This window comes from Actinophytocola gossypii, assembly GCF_025165815.1.
GTDB lineage: Bacteria > Actinomycetota > Actinomycetes > Mycobacteriales > Pseudonocardiaceae > Actinophytocola > Actinophytocola gossypii.
The window spans coordinates 252,834-276,489 of record NZ_JAFFZE010000015.1 but is presented as its reverse complement, the minus strand read 5'-3'; the positions used below and the strand labels follow the sequence as shown (position 1 = coordinate 276,489).

21 protein-coding genes are annotated in these 23,656 nt (G+C 72.7%); 13 read left to right on the top strand and 8 right to left on the bottom strand.

The window, feature by feature from the left end:
• Positions 1-80 precede the first annotated feature (80 nt).
• Complete coding sequence (locus tag JT362_RS20195) at positions 81-737, top strand: response regulator transcription factor (protein ID WP_260192974.1); 657 nt, start codon at positions 81-83, stop codon at positions 735-737.
• Positions 734-1,930, top strand: a complete 1,197-nt coding sequence (locus tag JT362_RS20190; RefSeq protein ID WP_260192973.1) for a sensor histidine kinase — start codon at positions 734-736, stop codon at positions 1,928-1,930. Before JT362_RS20195 ends, JT362_RS20190 begins: the two co-directional genes overlap by 4 nt.
• On the opposite strand, the gene JT362_RS20185 is transcribed toward JT362_RS20190, so the two are convergent.
• On the bottom strand, positions 1,902-2,735 hold the full coding sequence (locus JT362_RS20185; protein WP_260192972.1) for a helix-turn-helix transcriptional regulator: 834 nt from the start codon (positions 2,733-2,735) through the stop codon (positions 1,902-1,904). The two genes, JT362_RS20190 and JT362_RS20185, sit on opposite strands and share 29 nt — an antisense overlap.
• A 58-nt stretch (positions 2,736-2,793) precedes the next feature.
• Between JT362_RS20185 and JT362_RS20180 the strand changes: the two genes are divergently transcribed.
• Positions 2,794-3,672 (top strand): alpha/beta fold hydrolase, encoded by an 879-nt coding sequence (locus tag JT362_RS20180; protein WP_260192971.1) that lies wholly within the window; start codon positions 2,794-2,796, stop codon positions 3,670-3,672.
• Positions 3,673-4,124: 452 nt separating this feature from the next.
• Here JT362_RS20180 and JT362_RS20175 read toward each other — a convergent pair whose 3' ends face one another.
• The gene (locus JT362_RS20175; protein ID WP_260192970.1) at positions 4,125-6,611 is read right to left on the bottom strand and encodes a polysaccharide lyase family 8 super-sandwich domain-containing protein; all 2,487 of its coding nucleotides are present in this window, start codon (positions 6,609-6,611) and stop codon (positions 4,125-4,127) included.
• Between the two features lie 141 nt (positions 6,612-6,752).
• Between JT362_RS20175 and JT362_RS20170 the strand changes: the two genes are divergently transcribed.
• On the top strand, positions 6,753-8,273 hold the full coding sequence (locus tag JT362_RS20170; RefSeq protein WP_260192969.1) for a glycoside hydrolase family 76 protein: 1,521 nt from the start codon (positions 6,753-6,755) through the stop codon (positions 8,271-8,273).
• Here the strand turns inward: JT362_RS20170 and ligD are convergent.
• Both ligD and JT362_RS20160 read right to left on the bottom strand, forming a co-directional pair.
• Positions 8,270-9,274, bottom strand: a complete 1,005-nt coding sequence (ligD, locus tag JT362_RS20165; protein WP_260192968.1) for a non-homologous end-joining DNA ligase — start codon at positions 9,272-9,274, stop codon at positions 8,270-8,272. The two genes, JT362_RS20170 and ligD, sit on opposite strands and share 4 nt — an antisense overlap.
• A complete protein-coding gene (locus JT362_RS20160) occupies positions 9,267-10,199 on the bottom strand; it encodes an ATP-dependent DNA ligase (RefSeq protein ID WP_260192967.1) in 933 nt (310 codons plus the stop codon). The genes ligD and JT362_RS20160 overlap by 8 nt, the downstream gene beginning before the upstream one ends.
• An 80-nt stretch (positions 10,200-10,279) precedes the next feature.
• Between JT362_RS20160 and JT362_RS20155 the strand changes: the two genes are divergently transcribed.
• The gene (locus JT362_RS20155) at positions 10,280-10,939 is read left to right on the top strand and encodes an enoyl-CoA hydratase-related protein (RefSeq protein WP_260192966.1); all 660 of its coding nucleotides are present in this window, start codon (positions 10,280-10,282) and stop codon (positions 10,937-10,939) included.
• Here the strand turns inward: JT362_RS20155 and JT362_RS20150 are convergent.
• Positions 10,884-12,005 carry a hypothetical protein gene (locus JT362_RS20150; RefSeq protein ID WP_260192965.1) on the bottom strand — a complete coding sequence of 374 codons (1,122 nt, stop codon included), beginning with the start codon at positions 12,003-12,005 and terminating at the stop codon, positions 10,884-10,886. The genes JT362_RS20155 and JT362_RS20150 overlap by 56 nt on opposite strands.
• A 70-nt stretch (positions 12,006-12,075) precedes the next feature.
• Positions 12,076-13,506: an arylsulfotransferase family protein gene (locus JT362_RS20145; RefSeq protein ID WP_260192964.1), complete on the bottom strand. Its 1,431-nt coding sequence runs from the start codon at positions 13,504-13,506 to the stop codon at positions 12,076-12,078.
• Between the two features lie 87 nt (positions 13,507-13,593).
• Here JT362_RS20145 and JT362_RS20140 point away from each other — a divergent pair, with 87 nt between their 5' ends.
• The 6 genes from JT362_RS20140 (at position 13,594) to JT362_RS20115 (ending at position 19,223) form a co-directional block, all read left to right on the top strand.
• Positions 13,594-14,112, top strand: coding sequence for a DinB family protein (locus JT362_RS20140; RefSeq protein WP_260192963.1), 519 nt, complete (start codon positions 13,594-13,596; stop codon positions 14,110-14,112).
• A gap of 118 nt (positions 14,113-14,230) precedes the next feature.
• A complete protein-coding gene (locus JT362_RS20135) occupies positions 14,231-15,436 on the top strand; it encodes a PP2C family protein-serine/threonine phosphatase (RefSeq protein WP_260193240.1) in 1,206 nt (401 codons plus the stop codon).
• A complete protein-coding gene (locus JT362_RS20130) occupies positions 15,433-17,001 on the top strand; it encodes a sensor histidine kinase (protein WP_260192962.1) in 1,569 nt (522 codons plus the stop codon). Before JT362_RS20135 ends, JT362_RS20130 begins: the two co-directional genes overlap by 4 nt.
• Entirely contained in the window at positions 16,994-17,440 is a 447-nt protein-coding gene (locus JT362_RS20125; protein ID WP_260192961.1) for a response regulator, read from the top strand. Before JT362_RS20130 ends, JT362_RS20125 begins: the two co-directional genes overlap by 8 nt.
• Positions 17,437-18,864, top strand: coding sequence for an amidohydrolase (locus JT362_RS20120; protein WP_260192960.1), 1,428 nt, complete (start codon positions 17,437-17,439; stop codon positions 18,862-18,864). The genes JT362_RS20125 and JT362_RS20120 overlap by 4 nt, the downstream gene beginning before the upstream one ends.
• 56 nt (positions 18,865-18,920) lie before the next feature.
• Positions 18,921-19,223: a hypothetical protein gene (locus JT362_RS20115; protein ID WP_260192959.1), complete on the top strand. Its 303-nt coding sequence runs from the start codon at positions 18,921-18,923 to the stop codon at positions 19,221-19,223.
• Positions 19,224-19,375: 152 nt separating this feature from the next.
• Here JT362_RS20115 and JT362_RS20110 read toward each other — a convergent pair whose 3' ends face one another.
• The gene (locus tag JT362_RS20110) at positions 19,376-19,876 is read right to left on the bottom strand and encodes a DinB family protein (protein WP_375546534.1); all 501 of its coding nucleotides are present in this window, start codon (positions 19,874-19,876) and stop codon (positions 19,376-19,378) included.
• Between the two features lie 2 nt (positions 19,877-19,878).
• Entirely contained in the window at positions 19,879-20,445 is a 567-nt protein-coding gene (locus tag JT362_RS20105) for a TetR/AcrR family transcriptional regulator (protein ID WP_260192957.1), read from the bottom strand.
• Between the two features lie 83 nt (positions 20,446-20,528).
• On the opposite strand from JT362_RS20105, the gene JT362_RS20100 reads away from it, so the two are divergent.
• Both JT362_RS20100 and betA read left to right on the top strand, forming a co-directional pair.
• Positions 20,529-22,001 carry an aldehyde dehydrogenase family protein gene (locus JT362_RS20100; RefSeq protein WP_260192955.1) on the top strand — a complete coding sequence of 491 codons (1,473 nt, stop codon included), beginning with the start codon at positions 20,529-20,531 and terminating at the stop codon, positions 21,999-22,001.
• A complete protein-coding gene (betA, locus tag JT362_RS20095; RefSeq protein ID WP_260192954.1) occupies positions 21,998-23,653 on the top strand; it encodes a choline dehydrogenase in 1,656 nt (551 codons plus the stop codon). Before JT362_RS20100 ends, betA begins: the two co-directional genes overlap by 4 nt.
• The last annotated feature ends 3 nt before the right edge of the window (positions 23,654-23,656 follow it).

Here is a 23,656-nt window from a genome sequence, read left to right as displayed (position 1 = left end):
GCCAACGCGCTCGCCGGTTTCCGCGGGGTTTCCGTCCTCGCTAACGGAGAGGAAACACGGTGCTGGGCGATCATTCGGAGATGCGGGTGTTGGTGGTGGAGGACGAGCCGATGCTCGCGGAGGCGATCGCGGAGTGGCTACGCGACGAGGCGCACGCGGTGGACGTCGCCCTCGACGGCGCCGCCGCGCTCGACCGGCTGACCGTGCACGACTACGACGTGGTGGTGCTGGACCGGAACCTGCCCGCGGTGTCGGGTGACGAGGTCTGCCGGGAGCTGGTGGCGTCACCGTCGACCGCGCGCGTGCTGATGCTGACCGCGGCCGCCGAGGTCACCGACCGGGTCGAAGGCCTCGGGCTGGGCGCCGACGACTACCTCACCAAACCGTTCGCCTTCCCCGAACTCGCCGCGCGGGTGCGCTCGCTCGGACGGCGAGCCAGGCCGGCCGCGCCGCCCGTGCTGCGCCGCGCCGGCATCACGCTCGACCCGGCCCGCCGCGAGGTGTTCCGCGACGGGCACTACGTCCCGTTGTCCCGCAAGGAGTTCGCCGTGCTCACCGAGCTGCTGCTGGCCGAGGGCGCGGCGGTGCCGACCGAGCACCTGCTGGAAAAGGCGTGGGACGAGCACGCGGACCCGTTCACCGGCGTCGTGCGGCTCACCATCCTGAAGCTGCGTCGCAAGCTCGGCGAGCCGGCGGTCGTGCGGACCGTCAATGGCGTCGGGTACCGCATCCCGTGAGGCGAGTGCTGCCGCGCCGGATCACGCTGCGCGCCCGACTCACCCTCATCTACGGGGGCCTGTTCCTGGTGGCCGGGGTGGTCCTGCTCGGCGCGACGTACGCGCTGTTCAGCCAGCAGATCTCCCGCTCGACGCAGAAGATCGTCGCGCAGGTGGACCCGGGGACCGGCGAGACCAGCTTCCGGACGGGTGAGGGGGCGGAGATCGCCGTCCCGGAGGCACAGCGGTGGATGATCGAGCAGCAGGGCCGGCTGCGCGACGCCGCGTCGACCTCGCTGCTCGCTCAGGGCGCGATCGCGCTCGGCGTGGTCGGCGGCGCCGCCGCCGGGCTCGGCTGGCTGGTCGCGGGGCGGGTCCTGGCTCCGCTGCACAGGGTCACCGACACCGCGCGCCGGATCTCCCTTGCTCCAGCCGCGGACAAGGGCCTGCACGAGCGGATCGCGCTGCGCGGCCCGGACGACGAGGTGAAGGACCTCGCCGACACGTTCGACACGATGGTCGAGCGGCTCGACCGGTCCTTCGACGGCCAGCGCCGGTTCGTGGCGAACGCGTCGCACGAGTTGCGCACGCCGCTGACCCTGGGCCGGTCGCTGGTCGAGGTGGCGATGCACCGCAGGTCAGCCTCGGAGGACGTGCGGCGGCTCGGCGAGCACCTGCTGGAGATCTACACGCGGCACGAGCGGCTGATCGCGGGGCTGTTGCTGCTGGCGCGCGCGGACAACGAGGTCACCGACCGGTTCCCGGTGGACCTGGCCGACGTGGTGACCCACGTGGTCGGGCAGTCGTCGTTCCCGGTGGAGCTCAGCGCAGAGGAGGCGTGGACGGCCGGCGACGCGTTGTTGCTGGAACGGCTGGTGCACAACCTGGTGGAGAACGCGGTTCGGTACAACGTGCCGGACGGCTGGGTGCGGGTGTCGAGCCGGATGGCCGGCGACCTGGTGGAGCTGGTCGTGGCCAACACCGGTCCGGTGGTGCCGCCGTACGAGGTGCCCGCCCTGTTCGAGCCGTTCCGCCGCCAGCCCGACCGCCTGGCGACGTCGCCCGGGGCCGGCTTGGGCCTGTCGATCGTCCGCTCGGTGGCCAGGGCGCACGGCGGGGACGCGGTGGCGGTCGCGCGGCAGGGCGGTGGACTCGTGGTGACGGTGACGCTGCCCGGGGACGCCCTCAGGCGCGATCCCGACCAACCGCGCTGAGCCGGGGCGGGTCGGCCGGCGGGTAGGCCGACGGCGTGCTCCCGGTCAGCAGGCGGAAGTCCCGGTTCAGGTGCGCCTGGTCGGCGTATCCGCAGGCCAGCGCGACGTCCGCCGGTGGTCGGCCCGGTAGCAGTGTCACCGCCCGGTTCAGCCGGGCCATCCTGGCGACGGTCTTCGGGGTCAGGCCGATGTGCTCGCGGAACCGCGCGGCCAGGTGCTGGCGGGTCCAGCCGAGCTCGTCGGCCAGGTCGGCGATCCGCACGCGGCCGTGGGAGCTGGTGAGCCGGTGCCACGCGCCGCGCACCGGCCGGGCGAGCACCGGCGCGGTGCGCAACCGGGTCAGCAACTCGGTGTCCAGCAGCCGGAACCGGGCCGCCCAGCCGGGCGTCTCGGCCAGCCGCTCGGTCAACCGGACCGCGTCCGGCCCGAGCACGTCGGACAACGCGACGACCTGGTTCGCCAACTCGCCCAGCGGGAGCCCGAACAACGCGTGCGCCCCGAGCGGCGTCAGACCGAGGGCGATCCCGCTGGTGTGACCGGGTTCCTCGACCGCGTCCAGCGGACGGTCCCGCAGCCCGAGCACCGGGCTGGGCGGCATGCCGGAGCGCGGCGGAGCCACCAGGTCGATGCCCACGCTGACCGCGCACAGCGGTACGAACCGCCACGGCATCGGTTCGGGGTGGACGTAGTCGTGCGCGGTGTAGGTCAGCACGTGCGCGGCGAGCAGCGGGTGCGGGTGGCCGTACGCCAGCTCGGGCAGCCGCGAGACCTGCTGCCCGGACGCCACCATCGACCAGGAGCTCACATCCCGGAGCTTACGTTCTTCCAAGACGTGCGCGAGGTGCGACCGTAGCGTCCCGACCATGAGCAGAATCGGGGATTTCCGCAGTCGGGAGCATCGGGAGCGGTACGTCGAGCGGTACGTCGACGCCATGCGCGTGGCTCCCGTTCCGAGCAAGGAGCTGGACGTCGACACCGCGTTCGGTGTCACGCGGGTGTACCGGTGGGGCGAGCCGGGTGGGCGGCCGATCGTGCTGTTGCCCGGCCTGTCGGCGACCGCCGCGTGCTGGGCGCCGTTGGTCGGCGATCTGAGCGCCGAGCACCCGGTGTACGCGGTGGACACGATCGGCGAGCCGGGCATGAGCGTGCAGACCGCGCCGCTGCGCGACCACGCCGACCGGGCCCGCTGGCTCGACGAGGTGCTGGCCGGGCTGGGCATCGACGACGTGCACCTTGTCGGCGGTTCCAGCGGTGGTTTCTACGCCGTGCAGCAGGCGATCCACGCGCCGGAGCGGCTGGGGCGGGTGACGCTGCTCGACCCGACGACGGTGACGGTCCGGTTCGCGCGGTCGGTGATGTGGATCGGGCTGCTCGCCACCCTCGTCGACCGGGACCCGTTGTGGCGCCTGTTCCTGCGCCGGATGGCGGGCGGAGACGTGCTGGACCGCGCCGATGTGCGGTTGATCCTGGCCGGGATCAGGAACTTCCGCGCGCGCATGCCCCCGCAGTTCCGCCCGCCGGCCGACCGGATCGCGGCGATCAGGGTGCCGGTGCTGGCGCTGTTCGCGGGTCGGAGCCGGGTGCACGAGGCCACCCGCGCGGCGGCGCGGTTCCGTGAGCTGCTGCCGGAGGCGGAGGTCGAACTGTGGCCGGAGGCGGACCATCTCATGTGGCTGACGGAGCGGAACCGCCGACGGATCGTGGACGAGATCCTGGCCAGGAGCGTCAGCCCATCGGGGTGATCTCCTCGTACCGGGAGGGATCCTCGATGCCGGGGACGTTGTTGGGCCGTACCGGCGGAAGTGCGGAGACGGTGCCCGGCGGCGGCATCGCGGACTGGCGCCGGCGGGTGGACCGGCGGCCGGAGCGCCGGCTGGTGGCGGGTTCGGCTGGGGCCGCGGGGGGGGGGGGGGGGGGGGGGGGCCGCGGGCGGGGGGGGGGGGGGGGGGGGGGGGGGGGGGGGGGGGGGCCCGCGCGGGGGGGGGGGGGGGGGGGGGGGGGGGGGCCCCGCCCCGAGCCGATGAGGACGAGGGGCGTCAGCAGGCGAACCACGCACCGGGCCGGTGAGCGCACGCGGAACCTCCGTCGCCTCGTCCGAAACTTTCGGATTCGTTCCGAAATTGATGCTAGGACCCTGCGTGCATGCCTGTCAACGCCCTCCTGCGACCGAGAAGGGCGTCCGGAAGTTTCGGAGTCAGTGGTGCCGGAGGGTTGCGGTGAAACTCCGGCCGTAGGCCTGGTGGGTGCGGACGGTGACCAGCGTGCCGCCGGGAACACGACGGGTCCGGACGCCCTCGTCGGCATGCACGAGCCGCAGCGGGCCGCCGCGGACGACGACGCGCACCTCGTTCCGGTTCATGGTCGGATCCGAGACGCCGAGTTCCACGGTGTGCCGGTCGCGCCGGGCGATGACGGAGGCGGGGCCGTGCACGGCGAGGCGCTCGGCGCGGTGCCAGCCGTCGGTGAACGCGTTGAGCGCCACCAGCTCCAGGCCGGCGTGCTTGACCGCCTGCAGCCGCCGGGAGTTCGCCAGCACGCTCAGCGGACCGTCCGAATAGGAACGCAGGCGCTCCTCGGTGGCGTTGGGCACCAGTGCGTAGGCCAGCTCGCCCTCCCCCTCGACCGACAGGGTGAACACGTTCCTGGTCACCTCGGTGTCCGGATTGGACACGCGCACCACGCGGCGGCTGCGGGTCACCGGTCCCAGCTCGACGTTCACCCGCTGCCGCCGGGCGAAGACGTAGCCGACGGCCGTGCCCTCGGTGGCGTTCGCCCAGCGCACCCAACGTACCCGGTCGGTGCCGGGCCGGGCGCCGGTGACCGTGATGTCGTCGTCCGGCAGCGCGATCCGGCTGTCCACTGTGGTCACGACGTCGCGGCCGTCCGGGTCGTGGATGCCGGCGGCGAGCACGACGACCTCGTCGTCGAGCAGGAACCAGGACTTCGTCGAGCGCGCGTTCCGGTAGACCACGAAGTCGTCCGGGAGCACCCCGGCCTGTTTGTCCACATAGGGCACGTCGTCGGACTGGGTCATGCCGGCCGCGCCGTACGCGCCGAGGGTGGCGCCACCGGAGAACTCGTTGGTGCCGCGCGGGAAGTAGACGTAGGTGTTCTGCGACTCCGACGACGAGGTGAACCCCAGCGGGTGGTCCGGGTTCTCGTACCAGTACCGCCCGTACAGCTCGGGGATCGACCGGCGTTCCTCGACCGGTGCGGTCACGCCGGGCAGCCGGTACGGCGAGACCGTCGTGTAGAAGTCGACGCCGTGGGTCCGCCGCTGGTCCTGCCCGGACAGGTACAGGTGGTACGACCCGTCGCCCTGGAACCAGGGCAACAGGTTCTCCCCGTTCATGTACTCGTACTTGCTGATCCGGTCGGAGCTGCGGGACAGCGCGAACGCCCAGCCCGGGCGCCGGTGCACGGTGCGGTCCATCGCGTTGAACGCGACGCTGCGCCGCGACGGGTTGAGGTCACCGGCCGGGATGGTGTCGTCGGCCAGGATGTCGGCGTAGCGCGCGACGCTCACCGGGGACACGAACCGGGCCGGGTCCAGGTCCTCCCGTGAGGTCGAGCGGAGGTGCTTGACGTAACCGGCGAGCGACGCGCGGTCGACGTGGTCGGCGAGGTCCACGATCGCCTCCACCACGATGCCGACGTCGGCGTACCCGGTGGTGGTGCGGGAGACCGCGCGACCCTTGACCGTCTCCATCATCCAGCCCTCGAAGATCAGCGGCGCGAACCCGTTCACCACCCAGCCGCGCACCACGTCGGTCAGGCCGGCGCCGCCCCCGTACGGCGTGCCGTCGAGGATCTTGATCGCCTGCACCACCCTGGTCAGCAGCGCCTTGCCGTAGGAGCCGGTGTAGGCCACCGAGTGGTGCTGGATGAACGAGCCGTCGGCGTAGTAGCCGTCGGTGACACCGTGTTGGAGCCGGTAGGGGTCGATCGTGGCGAACACCGTGCTCTGGTCGGCGACGGCCTTGGTCACCCGGGACTCGTCGGCGAGCACCGCGCCCTGCAGGATCCGGTTGGTGGTGATGTCGGCCAGGTTCGCTCCGGTGTGGAACCGGGAGTCGAGGTCGACGTCGCCGTTCTTGCCGTTGCGCAGGTAGGCGTCCATCGAGGCGACGTAGGTGGCGGCGAGGTCGCCCGCCCGGTCGCCGAGCAGGGCCAGCATCCGGCTGACGTGGGTGGAGATGGCGATCTCCCAGTTGTGCCAGTTGCCGTAGTAGCCGGCGGACTGGTCGCCGTAGTGGTGCTCGTGCAGCCAGGTCAGCCCGTCGAGCACGCGGGCCGTCGCGGCGGGGTCGAGGTCGAGGCCGGGGGTGCGGGTGGCGAGGGCGATCTCGTACAGGTACTGGAACGAGCGGGTCAGGTTGACGTCGCTGGTGCCGAGCGGGAGGCCGGCGAACAGCTCGCCGTCACCCGCGGCGTCCAGGGCGGCGAGGCGGGTGCGCGCGGCGTTGTCGATCGCGGCGAGCCGGCCGGCGACCTCGGGTCGGGCGTTGGTCTCGGCGGTGCCGGCGAGCATCGTGACGGCGTTGGTCAGCAGCCGGGCCGGTTCGGCGGCGGACGTTCCAGCGGCGGCCGCTCCGGCGGCCGGGAGTCCGGGGCGGACCAGCGTGAGCAGCCCCGCGGCGGGGACCAGGGACAGGGCGCGGCGGCGGGAGATCGGAGCCATGGCGCTCAGCTTCCGCCGGTTCTGGTTCGTGCACAAGGTTCGTTGACCTGGAGTAGTTGGTGAAATACCGTCGAGGTAAGCGCTCTCCCCCGCGGAGCCGACCCCTGCCCGGCTCCGGGAGCGCATCGCCAGGAGGTCTCGATGCCGAGATCGCTGTTGACCCCTGCCCTCGTCACCGCCCTGCTCGTGCTCGCGGCCCCGACGGCGACCGCCGAGCCCGACCCGAAGCCGTCGCCCTCGGCACCGATCGAGTCGGCCCCCGCACCATCTCCCGCGACCTCGCCCCCGGCATCCCCCGCGCCGGCCCCGCTGGCCGTGGTGTGCAACAAGTACTGCGACGCCAGGGACCCGGCACTCGCGCCGGCCGACCGTGAGCCGGTCGCCGTCACCCTGCACGGCCGGCGGATCTCCCTGCACGTCAACGACACCGACGCGATGGGCTGGGCCGCCCTGACCGGCGGCCACGAGGGCGACGAGCTGTGGCTGGACCGCTCCTTCGACGGCGGCCGCACCTGGGCCGGGGGCAGCCGGCTCGGCGACACCCGCGTCCCGCCCGGCGCGGGCGGCTGGCGCACCCTGATGTACAACGTGGACGACTGGGCCAACCGCGGCGTCGGCGCGCTGCGGGCGTGCGGGAAGGCGGTCGACGCGCCCGGGATCGCGTGCACGGAGTGGGCGCGGACCACGTGGAACGCCTGGGACCGGCGGACCGCCGCGGCGACCGCGCTGATGATGTTCTACCGCCAGGACACCGGCCTGTTCGCCACCACCGGCTGGTGGAACTCGGCCAACGCCCTCACCGCGGTGATCGACAACATCCGGGTGTCCGGCATGGCCAGCTACGCCTACGTCATCCCCACCACCTACGACCGCAACGTCGACGCGGCCCTCGGCCACTTCCGCAACGACTACCTCGACGACACCGGCTGGTGGGCGATGGCCTGGACAGCCGCCTACGACCTCACCGGCGACCGCCGCTACCTCGACACCGCGCGCATCGCCGCCGACCACATGCACGCCTACTGGGACGACACCTGCGGCGGCGGCGTGTGGTGGAGCACCGCGCGAACGTACAAGAACGCGATCACCAACGAGCTGTACATCCAGGTGAACGCCGCCCTGCACAACCGGATCCCCGGCGACACCGTCCACCTCGCACGCGCGCGGACCGGGTGGGCGTGGTTCGCCGGCACCGGCATGATCAACGCCGCGAACCTGGTCAACGACGGCCTGGACGCGTCCTGCCGCAACAACGGCCAGCCGGTGTGGAGCTACAACCAGGGCGTGCTGCTCGACGCCCTGGTCGAACTGCGCCGAGCGACCGGCGACCCGTCCCTGCTCGCCCGCGCGAGGCAACTGGCCGACGCCTCCACCACCGACCCCACCCTCAACCCGGGCGGAATCCTCCGCGACCCGTGCGAGTCGGGCTCGTGCGGGGCGGACGGACCGTCGTTCAAGGGCATCTACGCCCGCGGCCTCGGCGCGCTGAACGCGGCCCTGCCCGACCACCCGTACACGTCGTACCTGCACCGCCAGGCCGACCGCGCCCACGCGACGAACCGCAACGCCCTCGACCAGTACGGCCTGCACTGGGCCGGACCACTGGACAGCACCGACGCCGCCCGCCAACAGAGCGCGCTGGACCTGATGAACTCCGCCTAGTCCTTGCGGGCTCTGCTGGGCGCGACGCGCGGGGGTTCGTTGGGCATCTTCGGGTAGACCGGCGGCCACGGCGCGTCCAGCAGGCCGGCGGCGGCGTCGCGTTCGTGCATGGCCAGCAACGGTTCCAGGGACTGCGGGGTCATCGCGGACCATGGGTCGCCGTGTTCGGTGAGGCGCGTGGGGACGGTGGCCAGGGTGAGCGCGGCCGGGTCGATCGACTCCAGGTCGGGCCAGGCGAACGGGGTGGAGACGCCCGCGTGTGGGTTGGCGCGCACCGACCACGCCCCGAACACCGTCTTGTGCGGGGCGTTCTGGTTGTAGTCGACGAACACGCGGGTGCCGCGTTCCTCCTTCCACCAGGCCGCGGTCAGCAGGTCCGGGCGGCGGCGCTCCAGCTCGCGCGCCAGGGCGACGGCCGCCGAGCGCACGGCGTAGCCGTCCCAGTGGGGCTGGAGCCGTACGTACACGTGGATGCCGCGGTTGCCGGTGGTCTTGGGGAAGCCGGCCACGCCCAACTCGTCGAGGAGTGTCCTCGTCTCGGCGGCGGCCTCCTGGATCATCCCGAAGGTGACGCCGGGGCCCGGGTCCAGGTCGACCCGTAGTTCGTCGGCGTGCTCGGGGTCGGCGGCGGTGGTGGGCCAGACGTGGAAGCCGAGGCAGCCCATGTTCACCGCCCACAGCACGTGCGCCAGGTCGACCGCCACCAGCGCGTCGGACACGGTGCCGTTCGGGGTGGACACGCGGGTGGTGGTGAGCCACGGGTCGGCCTTGGTGGCGGCCACCCGCTTCTGGAAGAACGACGAGCCGCCGACGCCGTTGGGGAACCGTTGCAGCATGACCGGGCGGCCGCCCATCGCGGCCATCAGCGGGTCGGCGACCGCGAGGTAGTAGCGAGCGAGGTCGAGTTTGGTCTCGCCGCGTTCGGGGAAGAACACCTTGCCGGGATTCGTGATCCGGACGGCGCGACCGGCCACCTCGAGCACCTCGACCTCGTCAGCCACGGGTGAACCGTACGTCAGCTGGGGCGAGCTCGGGGCGGATCCGGTAGACCTTCGGGCGCAGGCGGGCGGTGAACCCCAGCACGGTCGCCTCGGCCTCCACCTCGACGACCAGCGCGGGGCGCACCGGCTGGTACTCGGTGCCCTGCTGGCCGAGCACGGCCCCCGGCAGGCGGCGGCGCGGCTCGTCGGTGGGGATGACGAGGGGGGCCGCGGCGTCGCGCAGCGCCGGTGACAACGGCAGGGACAGGCCGATCTGGCGCAGCTCGCCCGTCTCGTCCGGGCGGGCCAGGACCAGGGCCTCGGGTCGGGAGACGGCGCCCGCGACGCCGACGACGACCGCGTCGACCACGATCTTCTGCCGGATCTTGAGCCAGTCGCCGGTGCGGCCGGCGCGGTACGGCTTGTTCGCGTCCTTGGCGACCACGCCCTCGATGCCGACGTCGGCGACCTCGGGCTTCATCCACTCCAGCGCGGCGTCCCGGTCCGGCGTCGCGGGCACCAGTTGCAGCGGCGGGCCCACCGCGGTGAGGCGCCATTCGAGCCGCTCGCGGCGCTCCCGGTACGGGCGCGGGCGCAGGTCCTCGTCGCCGTCGGCGAGCAGGTCGAACGCGACGAAGTAGACCGCGATGCCGGCGCGGAGACGGGACCTCGGCATCGAGGTGAGGGCACCGAAGTCGAGCCTGCCCTCGCGCAGCGCGACCAGCTCGCCGTCGAGCACCAGGTCGCCCAGGCCGCCGACGGCGACGACGACCTCGGGGAACCGGGCGGCGAGGTCGTTGTCCCGGCGGGACTGGACGACGCCGGCGGCGGTGAACACGGCCGCCCGCCAGCCGTCGAACTTCGGCTCGTAGCTCCAGCGGTGGTCCGGCCCCGGAACCTCCCGCTCGTCCCGTGCCAACGCCATCTCCACCGGTGGCCGAAGCATCACCCACACGGTACCCGCAGGTCAGCGACGTCCTCAGTGGACTCACCCGAAGAGATGTTACCGGCGAGTATTGTCGTGTCATGCCGAAACTGACCCGTGACGCCGATGTGTTCGTGCTCGACCTTGGCGACGACGAGAACCGGTTCCATCCCGACTGGCTGTCCGAGGTCGGCGCGGCCCTCGACGAGGTCGAGCGGGCCGAGCCCCGAGCGCTGGTCACCACCGCCACCGGCAAGTTCTTCTCCAACGGGCTCGACCTCGAATGGCTCGGCCGGCACGGCGACCAGCTGGCGTCCTACATCGGCGACGTGCAGGCCCTGCTGGCCCGGGTGCTGGAGTTCCCGGCCCCGACGGTCGCCGCGATCCAGGGACACGCGTTCGCGGCCGGCGCGATGCTGGCGCTGGCGCACGACTTCCGGGTGATGCGCGCCGACCGGGGGTTCTTCTGCCTGCCCGAGGTCGACATCAACCTCCCGTTCGCGCCCGGCATGTCCGCGCTCGTCCAGCACAAGCTCACCCCGGCCGCGGCGCTCGAGGCGATGACGACCGGCCGGCGCTTCGGCGGCACCGACGCGGCGGCGGCCGGCGTGGTCGACGCCGCGGTCGCGGAGGCGGAGGTGCTGGCCACGGCGGTGGCGAAGGTGCGGCCGCTGGCCGGCAAGAACCCCAGCACGCTGGGCGCGATCAAGGCCGGCATGTACGCGGACACACTGCGCAGGCTGCGCGAGCCGATGGCCTGATCCCGGACCGGTGCAGCAACCGGGCACCGCCCGCCCCGGCGGCGGTGAGCACCAGCCACGGCAGCACCGCCACGCCGAGTCCGGCCAGACCACCGGCGGCGAGCACCACCACGGCCGCCACCCCCGGGCCGACCGGGACGAGCGCGGTCCCGAGCGCCAGCAGCGCCGCGCACAACAGCAGCGCGATCGCCGCCGGCACCGGCTCGGCCCCGGTGGCCGCGGTCAGCGCGGGCGGCACGAACGCCACGCCGAGGACCGCGACGCCGACGACGCGCCGCCGGTGCCGGGTCCACCGCGCGCACGCCCACACCGCGACCCCGTCCCGGACCACCACCACCGTCACCACGAACGCCACGAACAGCGAGGCGGCCACGACCGCACCGCCGACATGGCGAGCGGCCAACGGCAGCACCGGCACCAATGCCCACGGCCCCCCGACGGCGAACACCAGTCGACGCAGCACACCCCGCCCACCGTCGCCGGTGGCGGACGACGGCCCACCAGCGCCGGTGGAGGACGACAGCCCACCAGCGCCGGTCGAGGACGACGGCCCACCAGCGTCCGCCGAGGACGGCCGCCCGGCGGTCGCACCCCGAGCACCGCCGTCCACCCAGGACGGCCGCCCGCCGACGTCGCCCGCCAGGCCACCGGCGTCCACCGGGGACAGGCGGTCCCGCAGCGACAGTCCGCCGACCACGGCCCAACCGCTCGCGGCCACCAGGCAGGCGACCGGGAACCCCACGGTGACCAGCGCGAGCCCGAGCACCGGCCCGACCAGCGCGCCGAACCGGCTCTCCCCCGCACCGGTCAGCGCACCTCCGGCCCCGACCGCCACCGCCCCGGCGAGCACCGCCGGCAGCGCGTCGGCCAGACCGAGCACGGCGAACCCGGCGGCACCCAGCACGCACCCTCGAACCCGCCAACGGACCGCACGCCCGAGCACCACTCCGGCGAGCAGCGCCGCGAGCACCAGCCCGGCCGCCCATCCCCCGCCGAACCGCACGGCGAGGTAGGGCACCGGCAGGTACCAGCCAACCCCGAGGACCGCAGCCGGTTCGACACGCACAGTCACCGACCGTATCGGTACGGCAGCGCCCAACGGCCGTACCGGCTGGGCCGTTCAGCCCATCGGGTGGTCAGCGCTCGGCTGACGTGACCCCGGAGCGCCCGATCGCGTTGCCCTGGTCGTCAACGGCCTCGACCGCCACGTACGCGGCGTCGTCCGGGAGGTCGATGGCCGTCTCGAAGCCCGTTCGGGGGGACACCGCAGCCTCCGCCATCTCGCCCTCGCTGTCGCCGGTGAGCAGGCGCCACTCGCGTACCTCGGTGGCACCGTTCCACGACACGTACACCTTCGAGTCCCGGACCACCGCCGCCGGCGACCCGTCCGGCTCGCCGGCCCACTCGGCGAGCACCGCCCGGTACGAGAACGTGTCCTGCGGCAGCGTCCCGTGCAGCAGGATCTCGCCGGACGGGGCGAACGCGGTGAACGCCGGCCGCGACCCCCAGCCGACCACGCTGTTCCCGCTCGGCAGCAGCTGGTGGTTGGCCTGGCTGCCGCTGGTCAGCTCGTCCGGGCTCTCGTACTCGCTGGCGATCTCCGCCGTTCGCTCGTCCTCGTCGACCTCCAGCGTCAGCGCGCGCGACGGTGGGCCCTGGTCGTCGAGGTTGGACGCGTTGTCCAGCAGGCTGATCCGGCCGTCGGAGTGCCAGCGCGCGTCGTGCTGCCAGCCGAACTCGACGCCCTCGCCGAGGTCGAAGTCGCTGTGCGAGCCGCCCATCGTCCACTCGACCTCGCCGGTCGCACGGTCGATCCGGTAGATCGCCTTGGTGTGCCGCGCGGACACGAGCAGGTCGCCGTCCGGGCCCTCGTCGACCGAGTTGATGTGGAAGTAGTCGAACGCCTCGTTCTCCTCGGGGGCGGGGGCCGCCGACTCCTCGAGACCGATGTGGTCGATGCTGTGCCACTCGAACAGCACCTTCCCGGTGTCGATGTCGACCTCCTGGATCACGCCCTCGCGCACCTCCTCGTTCCCGCGCACGGTCGGGTAGGACAGCACGTACGCGGTCCCGCGCGGGGTGATCTCCAGGTCGTGGAAGTCCGCGTGGTACCCGTTGCCGCCGGCGACCGTGGCGACCTCGCGGTACCGGGAGTCCAGCAGCACGTACTCGCCGTTGGCCCAGCCCTGCTCCTCCGACGCGCCCCGCCAGTAGGTGATCACCGGCTGGCCCCGGTACGTCTGCACCGCCAGGTCGTTGGGGAAGGTGCCGTCGTCGTCGAAGCGTTTGGTCCACACCAGTTCGCCCGTCCGGTCCACGACGACCGCGTAGGCCTGCGGGTCGCCCTTCTCCCGGTCGCTGAACCGCACCATCAGGAACACGTAACCGGGATCGAGCCCCGCCTCCGCGGTGCGGATCGAGATCCGTGGTGGTCGCAGGTCCGGCCGGCTGACCAGCTGGTAGGCCTGCGGGGTTTCCGGGCCTGGTGGGCTGGCCGCCGGCGCCTGCGCCGTGCACCCGGAGAGCAGGACCAGTGCCAGCACGATCAAGACACGCCAACGCAACATGTAACATTCCTATCACGGCGTCAACCCGGGTACCGAACACGAAATGCGCGTGCGCGCGTACCGGACCGGGCCGTAGCCTCCGCGCGCATGACGATTCCCCGGGTACGCCCCGACTTCGAGGCCGACGAGCGGTCCCAACTGGCCGGTTGGCTGAACCTGCAGCGCGCGATCGTCCACTGGAAGTGCGAAGGACTCGCCGAGGCCGACGCACACCGCTCGGTGCTCCCGGACTCGCCACTGATGACGATGGCCGGCCTGGTCTCCCATCTGCGCTGGGTCGAGCACTGCTGGTTCGAGGTGCTGTTCCTCGACCGCGGCCGGGAGGACAACCCGCAGTTCCAGGAGTCGGCGGAGGAGGACGCGGACTTCATGGTCGGCGACGTCCCGCTGGCCACCCTGCTCGACGACTACCGGCGCCAGTGCGCGGTCTCCGACGAGATCCTGGCCGCGCACCCGCTCGACACCGTCGGCCGCAACCGCGACTTCGGCTCCGGCCGGGCGAACCTGCGGTGGATGATGCTGCACATGATCGAGGAGACCGCCCGGCACGCCGGTCACGCGGACACGATCCGCGAGTTGCTCGACAGCGGGAAGGGTTACTACTGACGGCCGACGACACCCTCGACCACGGCGGGGACGACGCGGTCGCGGTGGCTAGGATGAGCGGACCCGTATCGGCCGCGAAGGAGGTCGGCACCCGGGAACGAAGGAACGGCAGGTGCCGATGGCAACCCGGGACGTGGCGCCGAACGGGGCGCGTGGACTCGAGCGGTCCGGTCCGACGCGGGTACTCCTGATCGAGGACGACGACGGCGACGCGTTGCTGGTCGAGGAGCTGCTGCTCGACGGCGGCGCGCCGGTCGAACTGGACCGGGTGCGCACCCTCGCCGAGGCCAAGGAGGCCCTGCCCGGCGCCGCGTGCGTGCTGCTCGACCTCGGCCTGCCGGACACCCACGAGCTCGGCGGGCTGCGCTGGCTGCAGGAGAACGTGCCCGCGGTGGCGGTCGTCGTGCTCACCGGCCTCGCCGACCAGGACCTCGGCGAGGAGGCCGTGCGCGTCGGCGCCCAGGACTACCTGGTCAAGGGTCAGGTCGACGGAAACGCGCTGGTCCGGGTCATCCGCTACGCGGTCGAGCGCGAGCGGTCCGACGAACTGCAACGCCAGCTCCGCGACGCCGAGATCTTCGCCGAGGAGAACCGCAGGCTCGAGCGCGGCCTGCTGCCGTCCCCGCTGGTCGCCGACGACGCGCCTCGGGTGTCGGCGCGCTACACCCCGGGCGGCCGCCGGCTGCTGCTCGGCGGCGACTTCTACGACGTGATCGAGACGCCGGACGGCTGGGTGCACGCCGTGGTCGGCGACGTCTGCGGACACGGCGCGGACGAGGCCGCGCTCGGCGTGTCCATGCGGGTCGCCTGGCGCACGATGGTGCTCTCCGACCGCCCGGCCACCGAGGTGCTGACCGTGGTCGACCAGGTCTTCCGGCACGAGCGGTTCAAGCCGCACCTGTTCACCACGCTGTGCATGATCTCGATCGACCCGTCCCGCACGAAGGCACGCATGCACCTGGTCGGCCACCCACCGCCGCTGCTGCTCACCCCGGAAGGCGTTCGGGAGCTGTCTGCGCCGGTGCGCAGCCCGGTCGGGGTCGGCGAGCGGGACACCTGGCCGAGCGGCGAGATCACCCTCGGCGAGCGGTGGACGCTGTTCATGTACACCGACGGGCTGATCGACGGCCGGGTCGGCACCGAACGCCGCCGCCTCGACGTGGACGGGCTGGTCCGGCTCGTGGAGAGCGCAGCGGGCGCCGGGCTGCGCGACGGCCGGCTGCTCGACGAGGTGGTCAGCCGGGTGCGCGAGCTCAACGGCGAGGACCTCGACGACGACATGTGCGTGGTGTCGCTGCGCTGGCCGGCGCGGGAGAGCGGATGACCGAGCCGGCCCGCTGGTCGCTGCGGCGGATCGTCAATGTCAGCGTCGCCGCGGTCGCGCTGTTCTCGCTGGCGGCGATCGTCGTCGGCGGGTTCGCGCTGACCAACCTCTCCGACGTCCGCAAGCGGGTGGTGGACCGGATCGACCCGGCGCTGCTGCAGTCGCTGCGGCTGGAGGCGGCACTGGTCGACCAGGAGACCGGGGTGCGCGGGTACGTGCTCGGCGCGCAGACCGACCTGCTCCGCCCGTTCATCGGCGGCGTGGAGGCGCAGCAGGACGCGGTCGGCCAGCTCGAGGACCTGGTGACCGACCTGCCGGCGGCCCAGACCAACCTGCGGCAGGTCACCGAGCGGATGGAGCTGTGGCGCACCACCTACGCCGAGCCGACGATCGCCGCCGTCGAGGCCACCGGACGCCCGGCGGACTCGACGATCAGGCTGGGCCAGGCGGCGTTCGACCGGGTCCGCGCGGCGCTCAACCGGGTGCAGGACAACCTGGTCGACGCCCGGGAGAGCGCCGTGGCCAGCCTGGGCACCTCGGAGACCACGCTGAACGTGGTCTGCGTGGTGATCGCGGCCGGGTTCGTGCTGATCGTGCTCGCGCTGGCGTTCGTCCTGCGGACCACGGCGCTGCGTCCGGTGTCGCGGCTGGCCGAGGAGGTGCGCACGGTCGCGGGCGGCGACTTCGAGCACGAGGTCGAGCGGAGCGGACCCCGGGAGATCCGGGAGCTCGGCGCGGACGTCAACCGCATGCGGGAGCGGATCCTGCACGAACTCGCCGCGCTGCGGGAGGCCCACGCGGTGCTCGACGCGCGCACCCAGGACCTGGAGCGGTCGAACCAGGAGCTGGAGCAGTTCGCCTACGTCGCCTCGCACGACCTGCAGGAGCCGCTGCGGAAGGTGGCGAGCTTCTGCCAGCTGCTGGAACGGCGCTACGCCGGACAGCTCGACGAGCGGGCCGACCAGTACATCGGGTTCGCGGTCGACGGCGCGAAGCGGATGCAGGTGCTGATCAACGACCTGCTGGCGTTCAGCCGGGTGGGCCGGATCGTGCGGGAGCCGACCGTGGTGTCCTGCGACGCGGTGCTGGAACAGGCGACCGCGAACCTGGCGACCGCGATCGAGCAGACCGGCGCGAGCGTCACCTCCGACGACCTGCCCGAGGTCAACGCCGAGGTGCCGCTGCTGACCACGGTGTTCCAGAACCTCATCGGCAACGCGCTGAAGTTCCACGGCGACGCGCCCCCGCAGGTGCACGTCGGCGTGCGCCCGGTCGAGGACGGGTTCTGGGAGTTCTCGATCGCCGACAACGGGATCGGCATCGACCCCGAGTACGCCGAGCGGATCTTCGTGATCTTCCAGCGGCTGCACAACAAGGCGGACTATCCCGGCACCGGCATCGGCCTGGCCATGTGCCGCAAGATCATCGAGTACCACGGCGGCACGATCTGGCTCGACACGTCGGTCGAGTCCGGGTCGCGGTTCTGCTTCACGCTGCCGGTGCTGGCCGATCCCGAGCCGCCCGAGGACCCGAAGACCCCCGAGGAAGAGGACACCGATGGCTGAGCCAACCCCGCTCGACGTGATCGACGTGCTGCTGGTCGAGGACGACGACGGCGACGTGCTGATGACGAAGGAAGCCTTCGAGCACCACAAGATCCGCAACCACCTGCACGTGGTGCAGGACGGCGAGGAGGCGCTGAACTTCCTGCGCCGGGAGGGCGAGTACGCCGACGCGCCGCGCCCCGGCCTGATCCTGCTGGACCTGAACCTGCCGCGCCGCGACGGCCGCGAGGTGCTGGCGGAGCTGAAGGACGACCCGGAGCTGCGGCTGATCCCGGTCGTCGTACTGACCACCTCGGAGGCCGAGGAGGACATCGTGCGCAGTTACTCATTGCACGCCAACGCGTACGTGAGCAAGCCGGTGGACTTCGAGCGGTTCATCGAGGTGATCCGCCAGATCGACGACTTCTTCGTGACCGTGGTCAAGCTGCCCGGCACATGAGCCTGACGCTCCACGACGTCGCGCTCGGTCTGACCGGCCGCCGCGCCACCGTCCGCGTGGAGCACGGGCGGGTCGCGGCGATCGAGCCGGTCGGCGGGGGTGGCGACGTCGACGGGCGCGGCGGGACGCTGCTGCCCGGGCTGGTCGACGCGCACGCGCACCTGCTCCAGTGGGCCAGCGCGCGCCGGCGGGTCGACCTGGCGGCGGCCACGTCGGCGGCACACGCCGCGTCGCTGCTCGCCGCGTCGGCGCCGCCGGGCGAGGATCTGGTGCGGGGCGCGCACTTCCACGCCGCCCTGTGGCCCGACCGTCCACACAAGACGGTGCTGGACCGGGTGCTGCCGACCCGTCCGGCCGCGTTGTTCAGCAACGACCTGCACACGCTGTGGCTCAACTCGGCGGCGCTGCGGCTGGCCGGGCGCGACCACCCGACCGGCGTGTTCGTCGAGGACGAGTGCATGGCCCTCACCGCGGCCCTACCCGCCCCGGCCGTGGCGGTCAGCGACGACTGGGTGCTGGCCGCGACCGACGCGGCGGCCGCCAGGGGCGTCACCGCGATCGCCGACTACGAGTACACCGACACGATCGCCGACTGGACCCGCCGGGCGGCGCGGCGCGAGCCGTCCACGCGGATTCGGTGCGTGGTGGCCAGGTTCGCGCTGGAGCGGGCGATCGAGCGTGGTCACCGCACCGGCGACGTGCTCCCGGGAGCGCGCGGCCTGCTGACCGTCGGCCCGCTGAAGCTGTTCCTCGACGGATCGCTGAACACCCGCACCGCGTACTGCCGCGACCACTACCACGACGGCCACCGAGGCCAACTCCTGCTCCCGCCGGCGGACCTGCTCCCCCTCACCCGTCGGGCGACCGAGCACGGCATCGCCCTGGCCCTGCACGCGATCGGCGACGACGCCAACACGATCGCGCTGGACACGTTCGCCGCGTTGGGCACGGGCGGCCGGATCGAGCACGCCCAACTACTCGACGTGGCGGACGTCCCCCGGTTCGCCGCCCTCGGCGTGACCGCCGGCGTGCAGCCCGCCCACGCCCCGGACGACCGCGACGCCGCCGACGCGCACTGGCCGGGCCGCACCACACGCGCGTTCGCGTACCGGTCGCTGCTGGACGCGGGCGCCCGCCTGGAGTTCGGCTCGGACGCTCCGGTGGCCCCGCTCGACCCGTGGGACGCGATCGCCTCGGCCATCACCCGCACCGACGACGACCGCCCGCCCTGGCACCCCGAACAGGCCCTGACCCTGGCCGAGGCCCTGGCCGCGAGCACCGGCGGCCGCACCACCGTCGAGGTGGGCGACCCGGCCGACCTGGTCCTGATCGGCCGCGACCTGAGCGCCCTCCCGCCCGACGAGCTGCGCGAGGTCCCGATCACCGCGACCGTCCTCGACGGCCACCTCACCCACGCGGCCTAGGAATCGAGCCTGCGCTCGGCGCGGACGATGCGGCCGGCTCGATCCGAGGAGATTCCGTGAACGGCGAGACGCCCGAGCTGCCCGGGTTCTTCGTCGAGTGGCGCGACGGGTTCGGCCAGGACGCCGCCGACTTCAGCCCGCTCGACTTCGTCAACCAGGAGCAGGCGGTTCCGTTCGTCATCGCCGCCCGCTGGCTGTTCTGCCCGGACTTCGTCGAGTACCGCGACTGCGTCGTCGTCGTGAAGAACCGTGCGGTGGAAGGACCACGACTCGCCCCGCACGCCAGGCGGTCGTCGACGACTGGTTCGGTGCCCTCGGCGGCGACCGCGCGGCGGTCGAGGCCAAGGTCAACCTGTTGAACGTGGCCGACCTGTTCGCCTCCGTGGACACCACGCCGTTCGAGGACGACCTGTCCGGGCTCGCCCACGCGGTCGCGGTCCTCGACGACGACTCGGGCGCGGGGCCGTAGGTCACCTTCCATTCCGCCGGACAGCGGCCGGGCTGAGGCGACCTACGCGCCAACCTCGCCGTCGATGCCCTCGCGGAGCAGGTCCGCGTGGCCGTTGTGCCTGGCGTACTCGTGGATGAGGTGGAGCATCACCAGCCGCAGCGACACGTCCTCGCCCCAGCGGGCGTTGTGACCGGTGACGTCGAGGGACTCGGCGTTCCGCTCGATCCGCCGGGAGTGCTCGACCTCCGCCTCCCAGGCGGCGAACGCCTCCGCGCGGTCGGACCCGGCGGCGTCGTAGGCGACCTGGTAGTCCCCGTCGGCCGACCAGACCAGGGGAACGTCCTCGCCGTCGATCACGCGGCGGAACCAGGTGCGCTCCACCTCGGCCATGTGCCGTACCAGGCCGAGCAACGTCAGGGTCGACGGGGGCATGGACCGGCGCCGCAGGTCCTCGTCGGACAGTCCGGCGCACTTCATCGCCAGGGTCGCGCGGTGGAAGTCGAGGAACGCGCGCAGCGTCTCCCGCTCCCCCGCGACCAGCGGCGGGCCGACACGTTCCACCTTCACCCCTCCAGTGCCCGTCGGACCTGTGCCTCGATCTCGGCACAGGGGACCGGGTCGTCGCGTAGCACCGCCTGCATCAGCAGCCCGCACAGCAGCACGCCGAGCATCCGGCCGGTCAGCGGGTCCGTCCGCGCCCGCAGCACGTCGGCCAGGGCGTCGTCCCAGGCCACGGCGGCTCGCCGCAGCTGCGGGCGGTGCAGGGCGAGCGCGTAGAGGTTGTACTCGGCCATCGTGTCCGCGCGCTTCTCGCCGACCGAGCGGACGACGAACGCGGCCAGCTCCTCGGCCAGGTCGGCGTCCGGCGGCAGGGCATCCGCCCAGGTGCGGAGCTCGGCGACGCTGCGTTCGGCCGCCTTCTCCAGTGCGGCTGCGACCAGGTCGTCGAGGGTGGCGAAGTGGTACGTGGTCGAACCGAGCGGCACCTCGGCCTCGGCGGCGACGCGGCGGTGCGTCAACCCGGCGATGCCCTGGCGGGCGACGACGGTGATGGCGGCGCGCGCGATGCGGTCGCGGCGGTCGGGGTCGGTCGGGCCGCGCCCCCGACGTGCCGTTCCTCCCCTGTCCATGCCACAACCGTAGCTGGATATGGACTCGAGTACACATTATGTGTACGGTTGTCCGCATTTCCGGCGCGGATGAGGGGAGAGCCATGACGGAACTCTTCACGGCCGGGCGGTGGGGTCCCGGCTCCGGACCGGAGCGGGTGGTGCGCAACCCGGCCACCGGGCGCGAGCTGGCCACGGTCGCGGAGGCGACCGAGCGGGACGTGGATGCCGCGGTCACCTCGGCCAGGACGGCCTTCGACCACGGACCGTGGCGGGCCACGGCGGCGGTCGAGCGGGGCGAGCTGTTGCGGCGCGTCGCCGGCCTGTTGATCCGCGACCGCGAGGAGCTGGCGCGCACGGAGAGCCTGGACACCGGCAAGACCCTCAAGGAGGGCCGGGTCGACGTGGACGACGTCGCCTCGGTGTTCCGGTACTACGCGAACCTGGCCGACGCCGACGCCGGGAGGGTCGTGGACACCGGCGACCCGGATGTGGTCAGCCGGGTGGTGCACGAGCCGGTGGGGGTGTGCGCGCTGATCGCGCCGTGGAACTACCCGCTGCTGCAGATGTCGTGGAAGGTCGCGCCGGCGCTGGCGGCCGGGAACACGATGGTGCTCAAGCCAAGCGAGGTCACCCCGCTGTCCACGGTGCACCTCGTGCGGCTGCTCGTCGAGGCGGGCGTGCCGGACGGCGTGGTGAACCTGGTGCTCGGCGCGGGGCCGGTGGTCGGCGCGGCGATGGTGGCGCACCCGGGCGTCGACCTGGTGTCGTTCACCGGCGGCCTGCACACCGGGCAGCGGATCATGGCACTCGCCGCGCCCGGCGTGAAGCGGGTCGCCCTGGAGCTGGGCGGCAAGAACCCGAACGTGGTGTTCGCCGACGCCGACTTCGACACCGCGGTGGACTACGCGCTCGCCGGCGCGTTCGTCCACTCCGGACAGGTGTGCTCGGCCGGCTCACGGCTGATCGTGCAGGACGGGATCCACGACCGGTTCGTCGCCGAGCTGGCCGCCCGCGCCGAGCGGATCCGGCTGGGCGACGGGCTCGACGAGGCCACCGAGTGCGGGCCGCTGGTGTCCGCCGAACACCGGGCCAAGGTGGAGGCCTACCTGGAGCGGGCCGTGGCCGAGGGCGCCCGGCTGGTGACCGGCGGCTGCCGCCCGGACGACCCCGCGCTCGCCGACGGCTACTTCCTGCGGCCCACGGTGTTCGCGGACTGCCACGGCGACATGGCGGTCGTGCGCGAGGAGGTGTTCGGGCCGGTGGTCACGGTGGAGCGGTTCACCACCGAGGACGACGCGATCGCGCTCGCCAACGACACGGACTACGGGCTGGCCGGCGCGGTGTGGACCCGGGACGCCTCGGTGGCGCAGCGGGTGGCCAACGCGCTGCGGCACGGCACCGTGTGGATCAACGACTTCCACCCGTACGTGCCGCAGGCCGAGTGGGGCGGCTTCGGCAAGTCCGGCATCGGGCGCGAACTCGGCCCGTCCGGGCTGCGCGAGTACCAGGAGCTCAAGCACATCTACCACAACATCCGACCCGCACCGCAGCGCTGGTTCGGAGGTGAGCGATGACCGAGCGGTACGACTACGTGATCGTCGGCGGCGGCTCGGCGGGCTGTGTGCTGGCGAACCGGCTATCCGCCGACCCTGGCACCAGCGTCCTGGTGCTGGAGGCCGGGCGCCCGGACTGGATCTGGGACATGTTCATCCACATGCCGGCCGCGCTGACCATGGTGATCGGCAACCGGCTCTACGACTGGAAGTACGAGTCCGAGCCGGAGCCGCACCTGGGCGGGCGGCGGGTCAGCCACGGGCGGGGCAAGGTGCTCGGCGGCTCCAGCTCGATCAACGGGATGATCTTCCAGCGCGGCAACCCGATGGACCTGGAGCGGTGGGCCGCCGACCCTGGCATGGAGACCTGGGACTACGCGCACTGCCTGCCGTACTTCCGGCGGATGGAGCACTGCGCGGCCGGCGAGGACGACTGGCGCGCACGGGGCGGCCCGCTGTGGCTGGAGCGCGGGCCGGCGACCAACCCGCTGTTCGGCGCGTTCCTGGCCGCCGCGCAGGAAGCCGGGTACCCGCTGACCGACGACGTCAACGGCTACCGGCAGGAGGGCTTCGCCCGGTTCGACCGGAACATCCGCGACGGGCGGCGCTGGTCGTCGGCACGGGCGTACCTGCACCCGGTGAAGCACCGGCCCAACCTGACCGTGCGCTGTCTGGCCCAGGTCGACCGGGTGCGGTTCAGCGGCACCAGGGCCACCGGGGTCGAGTACCGCAGGCCGGGCGGGCGGGCCAGACGGGTCGACGCGGGCGAGGTCATCCTGAGCGGCGGCGCGGTCAACACCCCGCAGCTGCTGCAGCTGTCCGGGATCGGGAACCCGGACGAGCTCCGTCCACTCGGGGTCGACGTGGTGCACGCGCTGCCCGGCGTCGGGGAGAACCTGCAGGACCACCTCGAGGTGTACGTGCAGCACGCCTGCACCCGGCCGGTGTCGTTCAACCCGGCACTGAAGCTGCGCAACCGGCCCGCGGTGGGGTTGCGCTGGCTGCTCACCCGGTCCGGGCCGGCGGCCACCAACCACTTCGAGGCGGGCGGGTTCGTCCGGGGCAACGACGAGGTGGCCTACCCGAACCTGATGTTCCACTTCCTGCCGATCGCGGTCCGCTACGACGGCACCCCGGTCGGCGCGGATCACGGCTACCAGGTCCACATCGGACCGATGTACTCCGACGTGCGCGGCACGGTGAAGATCGTCTCCGCCGACCCGCGCCGGCACCCCGCGCTGCGGTTCAACTACCTGTCCACGCCGAACGACCGCAAGGAATGGGTCGAGGCGGTGCACGTGGCGCGGGAGATCCTGGCCCAGCCGGCGTTCGCCCCGTTCGACGGCGGCGAGCTGTCCCCCGGCCCGGACGTGCGCACCGACGCGGAGATCCTCGACTGGGTGGCCCGGGACGCGGAGACCGCCTACCACCCGTCGTGCACCGCCAAGATGGGCGTGGACGAGCTGTCCGTGGTCGACCCGAAGTCGATGGCGGTGCACGGGGTCACCGGACTGCGCGTGGTCGACGCGTCCGCCATGCCGTACGTGACCAACGGGAACATCTACGCGCCGGTGATGATGCTCGCCGAGAAGTCGGCCGACCTGATCCTCGGCAACACTCCCCTCGAACCCTCCACAGTGGACTACCACCGGCACGGCTTACCAGAAGGGTGACGA

What these genes read in the sequence shown, in the direction of transcription:
- JT362_RS20195 (WP_260192974.1), top strand. Translation starts at nt 81, where the DNA reads ATGCGGGTGTTGGTGGTGGAGGACGAGCCGATGCTCGCGGAGGCGATC.
- JT362_RS20180 (WP_260192971.1), top strand. Translation starts at nt 2,794, where the DNA reads ATGAGCAGAATCGGGGATTTCCGCAGTCGGGAGCATCGGGAGCGGTAC.
- JT362_RS20175 (WP_260192970.1), bottom strand. Translation starts at nt 6,611, where the DNA reads ATGGCTCCGATCTCCCGCCGCCGCGCCCTGTCCCTGGTCCCCGCCGCG.
- JT362_RS20170 (WP_260192969.1), top strand. Translation starts at nt 6,753, where the DNA reads ATGCCGAGATCGCTGTTGACCCCTGCCCTCGTCACCGCCCTGCTCGTG.
- JT362_RS20160 (WP_260192967.1), bottom strand. Translation starts at nt 10,199, where the DNA reads ATGCTTCGGCCACCGGTGGAGATGGCGTTGGCACGGGACGAGCGGGAG.
- JT362_RS20155 (WP_260192966.1), top strand. Translation starts at nt 10,280, where the DNA reads ATGCCGAAACTGACCCGTGACGCCGATGTGTTCGTGCTCGACCTTGGC.
- JT362_RS20145 (WP_260192964.1), bottom strand. Translation starts at nt 13,506, where the DNA reads ATGTTGCGTTGGCGTGTCTTGATCGTGCTGGCACTGGTCCTGCTCTCC.
- JT362_RS20140 (WP_260192963.1), top strand. Translation starts at nt 13,594, where the DNA reads ATGACGATTCCCCGGGTACGCCCCGACTTCGAGGCCGACGAGCGGTCC.
- JT362_RS20135 (WP_260193240.1), top strand. Translation starts at nt 14,231, where the DNA reads ATGGCAACCCGGGACGTGGCGCCGAACGGGGCGCGTGGACTCGAGCGG.
- JT362_RS20130 (WP_260192962.1), top strand. Translation starts at nt 15,433, where the DNA reads ATGACCGAGCCGGCCCGCTGGTCGCTGCGGCGGATCGTCAATGTCAGC.
- JT362_RS20125 (WP_260192961.1), top strand. Translation starts at nt 16,994, where the DNA reads ATGGCTGAGCCAACCCCGCTCGACGTGATCGACGTGCTGCTGGTCGAG.
- JT362_RS20120 (WP_260192960.1), top strand. Translation starts at nt 17,437, where the DNA reads ATGAGCCTGACGCTCCACGACGTCGCGCTCGGTCTGACCGGCCGCCGC.
- JT362_RS20105 (WP_260192957.1), bottom strand. Translation starts at nt 20,445, where the DNA reads ATGGACAGGGGAGGAACGGCACGTCGGGGGCGCGGCCCGACCGACCCC.
- JT362_RS20100 (WP_260192955.1), top strand. Translation starts at nt 20,529, where the DNA reads ATGACGGAACTCTTCACGGCCGGGCGGTGGGGTCCCGGCTCCGGACCG.
- betA (WP_260192954.1), top strand. Translation starts at nt 21,998, where the DNA reads ATGACCGAGCGGTACGACTACGTGATCGTCGGCGGCGGCTCGGCGGGC.